This is a genomic window from Paracoccus beibuensis, from assembly GCF_026162625.1.
GTDB lineage: Bacteria > Pseudomonadota > Alphaproteobacteria > Rhodobacterales > Rhodobacteraceae > Paracoccus > Paracoccus beibuensis.
Window position 1 is genome coordinate 53,248 of sequence record NZ_JAOTBD010000013.1, and the last position, 12,070, is coordinate 65,317.

The window sequence follows — 12,070 nt, forward strand, 5'->3', positions numbered from 1 at the left end:
TAACAGGAGGTGAATCGCTCAGTCATCTTCTGCGGGATCGCCGACGCGGACGACCTCCCATTGCAGGTCGTGACCGCTGTCTTCGAAGACGCGGCGGCGCACCAGCTCGCCCAAGGCCTCCAGCTCGGTCGCGGTGGCGCCGCCGGTGTTGACCAGGAAGTTCGGGTGCTTTTCCGACATCTGCGCCCCGCCCCAGCTGTGGCCGCGCAGCCCCGCCCGGTCGATCAGCGACCAGGCTTTCAGATCGTGCGTGTCATCCGCCTGCCCGGTCGAGCTGAAGCCCGCCGGGTTGCGGAAGGTCGACCCGGCGCTGCGTTCGCGCGTCGGCTGGCTGGCGTCGCGTCGGGCCAACTGGTCGACCATTTTCGCGTGCAGCACATCCGGATCGCCGGCACTGGCGCGGAACCGCGCCTGCGTCAAAACCCAGCCGTCGGGAAGCTCGGCGTGGCGATAGCCGAAACCAAGCTCCTTGGCCGTCAGGACCACCTCGCGTCCGTCGCGCGTGACGGCCTGCGCGTCGATCAGGTGATCGGCGACATAGCTGCCGTAGCAGCCGGCGTTCATCCGGACCGCCCCGCCGATGCTGCCGGGAATGGTGCGCAGGAACGTCAGGTCCAGGCCGGCATCCGCGGCACGCCGCGCCACCTGCGCGTCCAGCGCCGCCGCCCCCGCAGTGATGATGCCGTCTTCGATCTCGATGCCGTTGAAGGCGCGGCCAAGCCGGATGACGACGCCTCGGATTCCGCCGTCGCGCACGATCAGATTGCTGCCGACGCCCATGGCGAAAACGGGCATGGGCGGGTCGAGCGCCGACAGGAATTCGGCCAGATCCTCTGCATCGGCGGGCTGGAATAGCCAGTCGGCGGGGCCGCCGACACGCAGCCAGGTCAGGCTGTCAAGGGGACGGTCGGCGGTCAGGGTGCCCCGAGGGCAGGGAAGATCCAGGCTCATGCGCCTGGTCGTAGCCAGCCGCCCGTGTGGCGTCAACCAGAGCCGTCAGATCAAAAAGGTCGCGCCAACCACTGCCGCCGACAAAAGCAAGGCGGCGACCGTTGCAAGACCGGTTCGACCGCACCACGCGAGGCGATGCCCCTGAGGCCCGGCCATCGCCGTGCCGCAAGCGACGCCGACAAGGGCAGGAAGCACGGTGAAGGCCTGGGCCACAAGTGCCGCCAGATCGCGGAAGCCCTCTTGCCCGCGCGCGGCCAGGAACAGCTGGATCGCAATGGCGGCCAGCAGCGCCGACAGCACCAGAAGCGGCCAGCGCAGGCGCAGACGCGCCGCGCCCCAGGCGATGAAGCTTGAACCCGCACAGCACAGGCCCGCGATCAGCCAGGGGTTCACGTCGGTCCGTCGCCCTGCGGGCCCGTGACGGGCGACATGACCGGCACCGCGCGCCGCGGTGACTGCCGGCCCAGAAGGGCCAGCAGGCCCAGCGCAAAGCCCGCGACGCCGATCCCCGGCCCCCAGAGCAGCGTCAGCAGGCCCACGGTCGGCACCCCCAGGGCGACCAGGGTCCAGCGCGCGCGGATATGCCAGCGCCGCGCCAGCCGGGGCATCAGCAGTGCCAGGCACAGCCAGGTGCCGGTCAGAAGAAGTGCCGCCGCTGGCGGCGACGGCAGCGCGATCACGCGGCGCGGCCTTGCAGGCGCGCCGGAAGCGCGTTCGCCCAGGTCGAGATGGTGCCCGCGCCCAGGCACACGACCATGTCGCCCGGTCGTGCCTGCTCGCGGACCAGACGCTCCAGGTCGTCTTCGGACAGGATGGCGCGGGCGTGGCGGTGGCCGTGGGCGATCAGCCCAGCCACCAGGTCGTCGCGCGATGCGCCGGGGATCGGGTCCTCTCCGGCGGCATAGACATCGGCGATGGCAACCACGTCGGCCTCGTTGAAGCAGGTGCAGAAATCGTCGAACAGGCTGGACAGACGGGAAAAACGATGCGGCTGATGCACCGCGATCACCCGCCCGCTGCTGGCCTGCCGGGCTGCTTTCAGCACGGCGGCGATCTCCACCGGATGGTGGCCGTAGTCGTCGATGATGGTCACGCCGTCGATCTCGCCCACGCGGGTGAAGCGGCGCCCCACCCCGCCGAACTTGGCCAGCGCCTCGCGGATCTCGGACATCTTGATGCCCAGGTGCCGCGCCACGGCGACCGCTGCCAGGCAGTTCGAGACGTTGTGGTCGCCCGGCATCGGCAGGGTGCAGCCTTCGATCACGCGCAGATCGCCGTTCTCGGCCGGTCCCTCGCCCTGCAGGGCGATGTCGAAATGGGCGATCCCGGCTTCATAACGCAGGTTCATCGCCCGCACGTCGGCCTGAGCGTTGAAGCCGAAGGTCACCACCCGGCGGTCGGTCAGCTTGCCGACCAGGGCCTGCACCTCGGGGTGATCGGTGCAGCACACGGCCAGGCCGTAGAACGGGATGCCCGAGGCGAAGCTGTAGAAGCCCTGACGCAGCGCGTCGAAGCTGCCCCAATGCTCCATGTGCTCGGGGTCGATATTGGTGACAATGGCGATGTCGGCAGGAAGCCGATTGAAGCTGCCGTCAGATTCGTCGGCCTCGACCACCATCCACTCGCCCGCGCCAGCCCGCGCGTTCGAGCCATAGGCATGGATCACGCCGCCGTTGATGACGGTAGGGTCCAGCCCCCCCGCATCCAGCAGCGTCGCCACCATCGTCGTGGTGGTGGTCTTGCCATGGGTTCCGCCGATGGCGATGTTCGACTTCATCCGCATCAGCTCGGCCAGCATCTCGGCCCGGCGGACGACAGGCAGACCACGACGGCGCGCTTCCTCCAGTTCCGGGTTGCCCTTCTTGATTGCGGTCGAGATCACGATGACGCCCGCGCCCTCGACATTCTCGGGCCGCTGACCTTCGAAGACGGTGGCGCCAAGGGTTTCCAGGCGGTCGGTGATCTTCGAGCGCTTGAGGTCGCTTCCCTGCACCCGGTACCCCAGCGTCAGCAGCACCTCGGCGATGCCGGACATGCCGATGCCGCCGATGCCCACGAAGTGGATCGGGCCCAGCTCACCGGGCAGTTTCGTCGCTGCGTTCATCGCACTATCTCCTCGACGAGGTCGTAAAGGCGCCGCGCCGCATCGGGGCGGGCAAGGGTCAGCGCGGCTTGGGCCATAGCCTGGGCGTGCGCGGGGTCGGTCAGGATCGCGCGGATGTCGCGCGCAAGGCTTTCGGCGTCAAGCACGGATTCGGGATGAATCAGCGCTGCGCCCGCCTCGGCCAATGCCTGCGCATTGGCAGTCTGGTGATCGCCCGTCGCGGCGGCGAAGGGGATCAGGATCGCGGGCCGCCCGATCACGGCGATGTCGGCCAACGACGACGCACCCGATCGGCTGATGACCAGCTGCGCGCGGGCCAGGCGGTCGGGGACGTCGGTAAAGAATGGCTGCACCTCGGCCTCGACCCCGGCGTCGGCATAGGCGCGGGTGACGCGCTCGGTATCCTCGGCCCGGGCCTGGTGGCTGACGCGCAGCCGCTGGCGCAAGTCATCCGCCAGCGCGGTGACGGCGGCGGGAACGACGTCCGACAGCACCCGCGCGCCTTGGCTGCCGCCGATCACCAGCAGGTTCAGCGGCCCCTCGCCCGGTGCCGCATAGGCGCTGGCCGCGCGGTCCAGCACGGCGACCCGCACCGGATTGCCGGTATGGACGCCCGCAACGTCGTCAGGCAGTTCCGTCGGCCAAGTTCCGCAAGCGACCCGCTGCACCCGCCTTGCGAACATGCGGTTGACCCGGCCCATGACGCCGTTCTGTTCGTGGATCATCCGCGGCAGGCCCATTGTCCAGGCGGCCGACAGCGCCGGGATGGTCGGATAGCCGCCAAAGCCGATGACGACGGACGGCCGGTCGCGTCCGAAAGCCAACCGTGCCGACAGAACGCCTGCGCCGATCCTGAAGGGCGCCGCCAGCTTTCCGGCAGCGCCGCCCCGTGCCGTGGTAGCCGACGAGACGATCTGCCGTTCGACCGCGTCGGGAAAGCCGCCGGCATAGCGGGCGCCGCGTTCGTCGGTGGAGAGCTTCACCCGCCAGCCCTTCGACAACAGAAGCTCGGCCAGGGCCTGGGCAGGAAACATGTGGCCACCGGTTCCTCCGGCAGCGATCAGGGCAAGGGGAGCGGACATCAGCGGCCCCGGCGCAGGATCTCGGCGAACTCGCCCTGGGGACGGGTCCGGGTCAACGCCAGCAGCATGCCCACAGCGATTCCCGAGGCGATTACGGAAGAGCCGCCATAGCTGACGAAAGGCAGCGTCATCCCCTTTGCGGGCAGCAGCCGCACGGCGACGCCCATGTTGATCAGCGCCTGAACGCCCAGGGCACACGCAAGGCCGGTGCCGGCGATCCGCGCGAAGGGATCGCGTTCCTTCAACAGGCGCAGCAGCGACCGGACCACGATTGTGGCATAGAGGAGGATCACCAACAGCACCATGACCAGCCCGTATTCCTCGGCGGCGACGGCGATGATGAAGTCGGTATGCGCGTCGGGCAGCGACCACTTGACCTGCCCTTCGCCCACACCCACGCCGAAGAAGCGCCCCTCTTGGATGGCGTTGGTGGCGAAATATATCTGCGTGTTCGCGTCGATCTCGGATTCAAGGAAGCTGTTGATCCGACGGGCGAAATGTTCCGACATGTTATAGGCCGCCACGCCACCGATGCCGGCCAGTCCGGCCACGCCGACCATCAGGATGACCGGCGATCCGGCGACGAAGTACATGACCAGCCAGGAAAACAGGACCAGCGACGCCTGCCCGAAGTCGGGCTGCAACGCCAGCAGCAGCACGATGCACATCGCGGCGAAGAAGGAATAGAGCTTGCCGGGCGGGCCGCCGACCTCCTGGCTCGCGGCCATGAACCACGCGCAGAGGGCGACGAAGCCGGGCTTGAGGAACTCTGACGGCTGGACCGACACGAAGCCAAGCGACAGCCAGCGGGTGGCGCCCTTGCCGAAGTCCGTGCCGATGACCGGCAGCGCCAGGATCGCCGCGAACGAGATCACGAAGCCCAGCACGCCGATGCGCCTGATCTGGCGCGGCGACATCATCGACATGACCAGCATGACGATCAGCGCCAGTACGCCGAAGACCGCTTGCCGCTGAACGTAGTAGAAGCGCGGGAGGTTGTTCTTTTCCGCAAGCGGCACCGAGGCGGCCAGCCCCAGCAGCAGCCCGACCGCGAACAGGCCCAGCACGCAGGCCAGGGCCCACTTGTCCAGGGTCCGCCACCATCGTGGAAGAATCGGGTCACCCGCCCGCACGGGCGTCGTGCCAAAGACCATCTCGGTCATGGGAATACCGCCGTCACTGCCTCTGCCTTGCCCGATTTTTCGGGTCTGACAGGAAGCATAGCGCCAAACACGACGTCGCGCCACTGTCGATTGAACCAGCGGCAGCGGCAAAGGGTGAGCCGTTACCGACCAACGCAACCACCGGTTGCTGTCTATTCAGCCGAGGACCGCAAGCGCCGGAAAACTTTCCAGCAGCCAGAAGCTGAATGCCGAAAAGGCGCCGGTCAGCAGCATGACGCCGACGGCGACCAGCAGCGCGCCCATGACGCGCTCGATCAGCTTCAGGTGGGGCTTGATGCGGTTCATCACGCCGATGGCGCGGTCGATAAACAGCGCGGCCAGCAGGAAGGGGATGCCCAGGCCGAGCGCATAGACCGCCAGAAGCGCCGTTCCACGCGACAGCTCTCCTCCGGTGGCGGCCAGCGACAGGATCATGCCCAGCTGCGGGCCGATGCAGGGCGTCCAGCCGAAGGCGAAGGCCAGGCCCAGAACGTAGGCCCCGAACGCGCCGCCATCCTGGCGACCTGCATCGACGCGCGCCTCGTGGTCGAGGAACGGGATGCGGATGACGTGCAGGAAATGCAGGCCCATCACGACGACCATGACCCCCGCCACACGCGCAAGGATGTCCTGGTACTGCAGGAACGCCCGCCCCAGCGCCGAGGCGGCAAATCCCATGACCAGGAAGACCGTGGACAGGCCCAGCACGAAGAACAGCGCCGGCAGGACGGCGCTGCGTTCCCGCGCCTTCAGGCCGGTGACCCCGACGCCGGTCATGTAGGCCAGGTAGGGCGGCACGATCGGCAGAACACAGGGCGACAGGAATGACAGGAACCCGGCCAGCAGCGCGACGAAGGCAGCGGGCAGGAAGGCGGATGTGGCGAGTTCGATTCCGAGCATGCCGGGCAACTTACCGCGATGGACGGCAAAGGACAGGGGCCAAAGCGTCACGCCTTCGTGCGCAGACCGCAAAGGACAAGGGGCGCGACGTTGCCGTCGCGCCCCCGTCTGTTCGTGGCCTCAGCGGCCCGACCACCAGCCGCGGCGCTTGGGCGCGGGCTCGGCCCTCGTGGGCTCGGGCTGGTTGGCAGCCTCTGACGGCGTCACGACGGCTGCCGGCCTCGGCGTGTCGTCCTGCGCAACCGCGGTGTCCTCGTCTTCGGCCGGCGCCTCGGCAACCGCGCGCAGTTCGACCGGCTCGGGGCGCTCGTGCGCATGGGCCTGCTCGACGTGGTCCTTGGTCTCGGCCGGCTCGGACTGTGCAGCGGGCTCGTCGGCCACGACCGGCTCGGCCGCGGTCTCGACCAGCGCTTCGGCCACCGTCTCGGCGGCTGGCGCGGCAGTCGTGGCCAGTTCGGGCAGCGCGTCGGCACGACCGCTGTCCGAGGCTTCGGCCAGATCCACCGCATCGGGAAGCGGCGCGGCCTCGGCCTGCTTGCGGGAACGCGAGCGCGTCCGCGTCCGACCGCGCGGACGTTCCGCGGGCGCGTCCTCGACCGGAGCCGCCTCGGGGGCTGCGTCCTCAGCCTGCTCGTCGTCGTCCGCCGACGCCTCGTCAGCGCGGGCGTCCGTCTCGCCCTCGGCGCGGTCGCCGGACTTCTTCCGCCGACGGCGACGGCGGCGGCGCGACCGCCCGCCCTCTCCGTTGTCGTCGGCCGAGCTGTCGGCCTCGTCCTCGGCCGCGTCGTCCTCGCGCGCAACCTCGACCTCGGCGGGCGCCTCGTCCTCGATCCCGGCGTCTAACGCGTCGATATCCAGATCTTCGTCCTCGTCGTCGATGCTGGCCATCAGGTCGGCATTGACGCCCAACGGCACCTGCGAGGGTTCGGGCACGGCGCGCGTCGCCGTCTTGAACTTCTCGATGGCATAATCGGGCGACACCAGCGCCGGATCGGCCTCGACGCGCACGGACATGCCATAGCGCAGCTCGATCCCCGCGACATGCTCGCGCTTGGCGTTCATCAGGAAGTTCGCCACCGCGATCGGCGCCTTTACCAGAACCTCGCGGCTCCGCTTGCGCGTGCCCTCTTCCTCGATCGCGCGCAGGATCGTCAGCGCCAGGCTGTCATCGGACCGGATCAGGCCGGTGCCATGGCAATGGGCGCAAGGCTGCGTCGTCGATTCGAGCATGCCCGGACGCAGGCGCTGGCGCGACATCTCCATCAGGCCGAAGCCCGAGATGCGGCCGATCTGGATGCGGGCGCGATCTGATTTCAGTTTTTCCTTGATGCGCTTTTCGACCGCCGCATTGTTCTTGCGCTCGTCCATGTCGATGAAGTCGATCACGATCAGGCCGGCCAGGTCGCGCAGGCGCAGCTGGCGGGCCACCTCGTCGGCGGCCTCGAGGTTGGTCTTGAGCGCGGTTTCCTCGATCGAGCCTTCCTTGGTGGCCCGGCCAGAGTTCACGTCGATGGCGACCAGCGCCTCTGTGACGCCGATGACGATATAGCCGCCCGATTTCAGCTGCACGACCGGATTGAACATGCCGGCCAGATAGCTTTCGACCCCGTAGCGCGCAAACAGCGGCATCTGGTCCTTGTAGTGGACGACGCTCTTGGCATGGGACGGCATGATCATCTTCATGAAGTCCTTGGCCACGCGGAAACCGCGCTCGCCCTCGACCAGGACTTCATCGATGTCCTTGCTGTAAAGGTCGCGGATGTTGCGCTTGATCAGGTCCCCTTCTTCGTAGATCGGCGCGGGCGCGATCGACTTGAAGGTCAGGTCGCGGATCTGCTCCCACAGGCGCAGCAGGTATTCGTAATCGCGCCGGATCTCGGTCCGGGTCCGCTGGCTGCCGGCGGTGCGGATGATCAGGCCGGCGCCCTTCGGCACCTCCAGCTCTCCTGCGATGTCCTTCAGCTTCTTGCGGTCAGCGGCATTGGTGATCTTGCGGCTGATCCCGCCGCCGCGCGCCGTGTTGGGCATCAGCACGCAGTAGCGGCCCGGCAGCGACAAATAGGTGGTCAGCGCAGCGCCCTTGTTGCCGCGCTCCTCCTTGACGACCTGCACCAGCATGATCTGGCGGACCTTGATCACTTCCTGGATCTTGTAGCGGCGGGCGCGCGGCTTCCTTGGCGCACGCACCTCCTCGGCCACGTCCTCCTCGGCGACGGATTCGATCTCGTCGTCCTTGTCGGTCGCCGCGGTGCCGCCCTCGTCCTCGGACTGGGTCTCGTCGCCGTTCTCGGCATCCTCGGCCACGGGCTTGCGGCGACGCGAGCCACGCTCTTCCTCGGCCTCCTGGGCCTCGGCATGGGCGCGTTCCTCGGCCATCAGGGCTTCGCGGTCGGCAGCCGGGATCTGGTAGTAGTCCGGGTGGATTTCCGCGAAGGCCAGGAAGCCGTGCCGGTTCCCGCCGTAATCCACGAATGCCGCCTGCAGCGACGGCTCGACCCGCGTCACCTTGGCGAGGTAGATGTTCCCCGACAGCTGACGCTTGTTGACGGTCTCGAAATCAAATTCCTCGACCTTGGTTCCATCGACCACGACCACCCGAGTTTCCTCGGCATGGGTGGCGTCGATCAGCATTTTCATTGCCATTTTGATGTCTTTCGCGCAGCCTGCGGCCGGGCGGCGCCAGTGGCGTCCCCGGTTCAAGCCTGCGGTATGATGTGGACGCGGGCGCGTCACCGACGAAGACATCCGGTCCGGCGGTGCCTTCGCCCCGCCCGATCCGAAGTCTGCCGTCCAAAGCGCGCGTCATCGCGTCTGTTCCTTAGAATGACCCGGAGCCGCAAGGCCGGCCGGGCCGCTGTCCGTTTCACCCCATGCGCGTTCCCGGAAGCGGTGGCGCGGCCGTGGGGCGGCTTTTCCGCGTGGCATGTGACCTACCGCCTGTGAGGTCGGGATCAGAGGTGCCGCGCTGCGAAACTGTCGGCGCGTGGCAACTCCTGGTTGAGAAGCCTCGCGCATAAGCCTCACCATAGCGGCGGAAGTATGGAAAATTCAATGGCGAAAACGACCGGCGCCTTCGTGCAGCGAATTTCGGCCTTTCCGAACCGCACGGATCGGCGCAGCCGGGCGTGCTCTGCCTCATTGCGCGTCACGCTGGCTTAACGGTTTCTTCACGGCCCTGTCGCAGGCTTGCGGTACCCGAAGGGTGACGGAGCTTGGCGAGGGCGTTCGATGGCGGTGATGCAGGTCAATGCCGGATCAGAGGTGCCCCCCGCCATTCTGCGGGCCGCAGGCAACCTGCCCCCGGGCGCCCCCATCATCGTCATGCTGCACGGCTATCGCTTTTCGCCCCATATCCCCACCCATGATCCGCATCGCCACATCCTGTCGCCGGATGATCTGCCGCATGCGCCGTCCTGGCCCCGCGCGCTGGGGTTCAGCGGACAGGATGGCGAGGGGCTGGCGATCGCATTGGGATGGGACGCGCGTGGTCGACTTCGCGCCGCCTATGAAAAGGCAGCCGATGTCGGCGCGGGCCTGGGACGCCTTTTGTCGCAGCTGTCAGACCGGGCCGGGCGCCCCGTCGGCCTGATCGGCCACTCGCTCGGCGGCCGCGTGGCCCTGCAGGCCATCGCAACGGCCGAGGCGGGCAGCGTGGGCCGTGTCATCCTGCTGAACGCCGCCGAATTTCAGCATTCCGCCGCCGAGGCCCTGCGCCAGCCCGCCGGAGCCGGCGCCGAAATCCTGAACGTCACCGCCCGGGAAAACGACGTCTTCGACTTTGCGCTGGAACAGCTTCTGACGCGGGGGCGTCATCGCGCGCTTGGCAACGGGCTGGCGCAGCCGCGCGGCAACTGGATCGACCTGCAGATCGACGATGGGGCCACGCTGGATGCGCTGGCCGATCTGGGCTTCCCGACCGACCGCGGGGCACGGCGCATGTCGCACTGGACGCCCTATCTTCGGCGAGGCCTGTTCGATTTCTATCGTGCGGCGCTGTGCCACCCCTGGGCGCTGCCGCTGGGGCTGCTGCGCCACCACCTGCCGGGGCGCCCACAACCGCGCTGGTCGCGCCTGCTGGCGGGTCCGTCGCTTGTGGGTGCCCGTGCCTGAGCTTCGCGGACGTCAGACGCGGTCGTCTCCGGGTGCCTTATCGGGCAGCGCATGGGCACGGTAAAGCCCGGCATTCCCCAGAAGGAACACGAACAGCAGGACCGGCAGGCCGAATGTCTTGAAGTAGACCCAGGTCGTGTCCGACAGGTTGCGCCAGATCACCTCGTTCGCGACGGCCAGCGCCAGGAAGAACAGCGCCATGCGCAGGGTCAGCTTGCGCCAGCCCTCGGCGTCCAGCGGCAGCGCCTCGCCCAGAACGGCACCCAGCCAGTTGCGGCGCAGCACAAGGCTAGCGCCCAGGATCGAGGCAAAGAGGACATAGATGATCGTGGGCTTCAGCTTGAAGAAACGCGGGTCGTTCAGCCAGACCGACATGCCCCCGAAGACGACCACGAGGACCAGCGTCGCCACTTGCATCGGAGCCAGCTTGCCCGACAGGCGCCACTGGATCAGCGTGCTGACGACCTGCGCCGGGATGAAGACCAGCGTGGCGAAGATGAAGCCGCCATAGCTTTCGCCCCACAGCACGACGTCGCGTCCGCGAAACAGCATGAACACCGCGAAGAACAGGATCAGCGGCCCGAACTCCAGCACCGGCTTGACCCAGGGTTTCGTCTTGTCCATCGAACGGCCTTCCTGTCGCGTCGCCCCTTGGGGCCAAAGGTTTCACCATCGGCGCCACCCGCGCCCGTCGCCTGACATGTCGCGTGTCAGGGTGCCCGATGCAAGGGCGGGCCGCTCAGTCCAGCCGGATCGCGGTCAGGATCTGGCCGGGAAGGTCATCCTCGCCGCGCATCCGCTGCACCAGCAGCGCGTGCCGGGTGTCCTTGGGAAAGGCCGCGTTGGCGACATGTTCGGCCCGCACCGTCAGGCGCAGGGGCGCGCGCCCGTCCCACCTCGACAGGTGTTCCAGCGACAGCACGACGTTGCTGTAGGTGACGACCCTGCCCCGGTTCTCGCCCGCCTTCACGCGGACTTCCCGCTTGGGGGCATAGCGGACCAGCGCGATGTCGACGCCGCCGCCCAGGTCCGACAGCGGCATCAGCTCGATCAGCTCGCCCTCGGCGGTCGGCTCTCGCTGGACGCTCAGCAGCGCGGGGGCATAGCGGTGCGCGTCGATCAGCCCCATCAGCTGGGCGGGCCCCGGCGCGACTGCGGTATCCTGCCCGTCGACGATCATCTGTGGCGTATAGACCGACCGCTCGCCGACAGCGCTCGCATAGTCGTGCTGGCGATCGGTGAATTCGGGCCGGGCAAAGCTGTCGGCCCAGCCGAGATAATCCCAGTAGTCGACGTGGAAGGACAGCGGCAGCACGTCCTCCTTTCCCGCCAGCATGGTCAGCATGGCATCGGCGGGCGGGCAGGACGAACAGCCCTGCGAGGTGAAGAGCTCGACCACCACGGGCAGAGAGGCCGACGGCAGGCTTTCGCTGACCGGCGGCGGCGCGTCCATTGCGGCAAAGCTGTTGACCCCGCCGGATTCGACCAGCGCCGAGGCAGAGGGCGCCATCCGCGCCGCGTCGTCGGGCGCAAGGATCAGCGGAGCCTCGGCGACCTCGGCCGTTTCCGTCAGGCCTGACGGTGCGTCCTGCGCGGCGACCGGCACCGACCCCAGCGCCAGCACCACCAGCGCTGCGGCCGCCCCTCGCGCAACCTTGCGCAGAAGCCCAGGTTCCAGCCAGGCGACCATGTCTCGATTCCCGTCACGTTTCACCCGAACGGTGATAGCTGGACCAGCGAGGAAAGGCCAAATCAAGGCT

Annotated in this window: 11 protein-coding genes; 1 reads left to right on the forward strand and 10 read right to left on the reverse strand. The window is 68.1% G+C overall.

Features of this window, described 5'->3' with window-relative positions:
* Positions 1-18: 18 nt before the first annotated feature.
* The 8 genes from murB to OC159_RS10375 all read right to left on the reverse strand — a co-directional run bounded on the left by murB (position 19) and on the right by OC159_RS10375 (position 8,843).
* Positions 19-951 (reverse strand): UDP-N-acetylmuramate dehydrogenase, encoded by a 933-nt coding sequence (gene murB / locus OC159_RS10340; protein ID WP_265501070.1) that lies wholly within the window; start codon positions 949-951, stop codon positions 19-21.
* A 45-nt stretch (positions 952-996) separates the two neighbouring features.
* A complete protein-coding gene (locus OC159_RS10345; RefSeq protein WP_265501071.1) occupies positions 997-1,344 on the reverse strand; it encodes a hypothetical protein in 348 nt (115 codons plus the stop codon).
* A complete protein-coding gene (locus tag OC159_RS10350; RefSeq protein ID WP_265501072.1) occupies positions 1,341-1,631 on the reverse strand; it encodes a DUF2484 family protein in 291 nt (96 codons plus the stop codon). Before OC159_RS10350 ends, OC159_RS10345 begins: the two co-directional genes overlap by 4 nt.
* Positions 1,628-3,055: a UDP-N-acetylmuramate--L-alanine ligase gene (gene murC, locus OC159_RS10355; protein WP_265501073.1), complete on the reverse strand. Its 1,428-nt coding sequence runs from the start codon at positions 3,053-3,055 to the stop codon at positions 1,628-1,630. The genes OC159_RS10350 and murC overlap by 4 nt, the downstream gene beginning before the upstream one ends.
* Positions 3,052-4,137 (reverse strand): UDP-N-acetylglucosamine--N-acetylmuramyl-(pentapeptide) pyrophosphoryl-undecaprenol N-acetylglucosamine transferase, encoded by a 1,086-nt coding sequence (locus OC159_RS10360; protein WP_265501074.1) that lies wholly within the window; start codon positions 4,135-4,137, stop codon positions 3,052-3,054. The genes murC and OC159_RS10360 overlap by 4 nt, the downstream gene beginning before the upstream one ends.
* A complete protein-coding gene (gene ftsW / locus OC159_RS10365; RefSeq protein ID WP_265501075.1) occupies positions 4,137-5,300 on the reverse strand; it encodes a putative lipid II flippase FtsW in 1,164 nt (387 codons plus the stop codon). The genes OC159_RS10360 and ftsW overlap by 1 nt, the downstream gene beginning before the upstream one ends.
* Positions 5,301-5,456: 156 nt before the next feature.
* Positions 5,457-6,200, reverse strand: a complete 744-nt coding sequence (locus tag OC159_RS10370) for a cytochrome c biogenesis CcdA family protein (protein ID WP_265501076.1) — start codon at positions 6,198-6,200, stop codon at positions 5,457-5,459.
* Positions 6,201-6,320: 120 nt separating this feature from the next.
* Positions 6,321-8,843: a ribonuclease E/G gene (locus OC159_RS10375; protein WP_265501077.1), complete on the reverse strand. Its 2,523-nt coding sequence runs from the start codon at positions 8,841-8,843 to the stop codon at positions 6,321-6,323.
* Between the two features lie 585 nt (positions 8,844-9,428).
* Between OC159_RS10375 and OC159_RS10380 the strand changes: the two genes are divergently transcribed.
* Entirely contained in the window at positions 9,429-10,310 is an 882-nt protein-coding gene (locus OC159_RS10380; RefSeq protein ID WP_265501078.1) for a hypothetical protein, read from the forward strand.
* A 12-nt stretch (positions 10,311-10,322) separates the two neighbouring features.
* Here the strand turns inward: OC159_RS10380 and OC159_RS10385 are convergent, their stop codons facing one another.
* Both OC159_RS10385 and OC159_RS10390 read right to left on the reverse strand, forming a co-directional pair.
* A complete protein-coding gene (locus OC159_RS10385; RefSeq protein ID WP_265501079.1) occupies positions 10,323-10,934 on the reverse strand; it encodes an inner membrane-spanning protein YciB in 612 nt (203 codons plus the stop codon).
* Between the two features lie 115 nt (positions 10,935-11,049).
* Positions 11,050-12,000, reverse strand: coding sequence for a DUF1223 domain-containing protein (locus OC159_RS10390; RefSeq protein ID WP_265501080.1), 951 nt, complete (start codon positions 11,998-12,000; stop codon positions 11,050-11,052).
* Positions 12,001-12,070 lie beyond the last annotated feature (70 nt).

Coding starts and splice junctions, on each gene's coding strand:
- murB (WP_265501070.1), bottom strand. CDS start 951: ATGAGCCTGGATCTTCCCTGCCCTCGGGGCACCCTGACCGCCGACCGT.
- murC (WP_265501073.1), bottom strand. CDS start 3,055: ATGAACGCAGCGACGAAACTGCCCGGTGAGCTGGGCCCGATCCACTTC.
- OC159_RS10360 (WP_265501074.1), bottom strand. CDS start 4,137: ATGTCCGCTCCCCTTGCCCTGATCGCTGCCGGAGGAACCGGTGGCCAC.
- ftsW (WP_265501075.1), bottom strand. CDS start 5,300: ATGACCGAGATGGTCTTTGGCACGACGCCCGTGCGGGCGGGTGACCCG.
- OC159_RS10370 (WP_265501076.1), bottom strand. CDS start 6,200: ATGCTCGGAATCGAACTCGCCACATCCGCCTTCCTGCCCGCTGCCTTC.
- OC159_RS10375 (WP_265501077.1), bottom strand. CDS start 8,843: ATGGCAATGAAAATGCTGATCGACGCCACCCATGCCGAGGAAACTCGG.
- OC159_RS10380 (WP_265501078.1), top strand. CDS start 9,429: ATGGCGGTGATGCAGGTCAATGCCGGATCAGAGGTGCCCCCCGCCATT.
- OC159_RS10385 (WP_265501079.1), bottom strand. CDS start 10,934: ATGGACAAGACGAAACCCTGGGTCAAGCCGGTGCTGGAGTTCGGGCCG.
- OC159_RS10390 (WP_265501080.1), bottom strand. CDS start 12,000: ATGGTCGCCTGGCTGGAACCTGGGCTTCTGCGCAAGGTTGCGCGAGGG.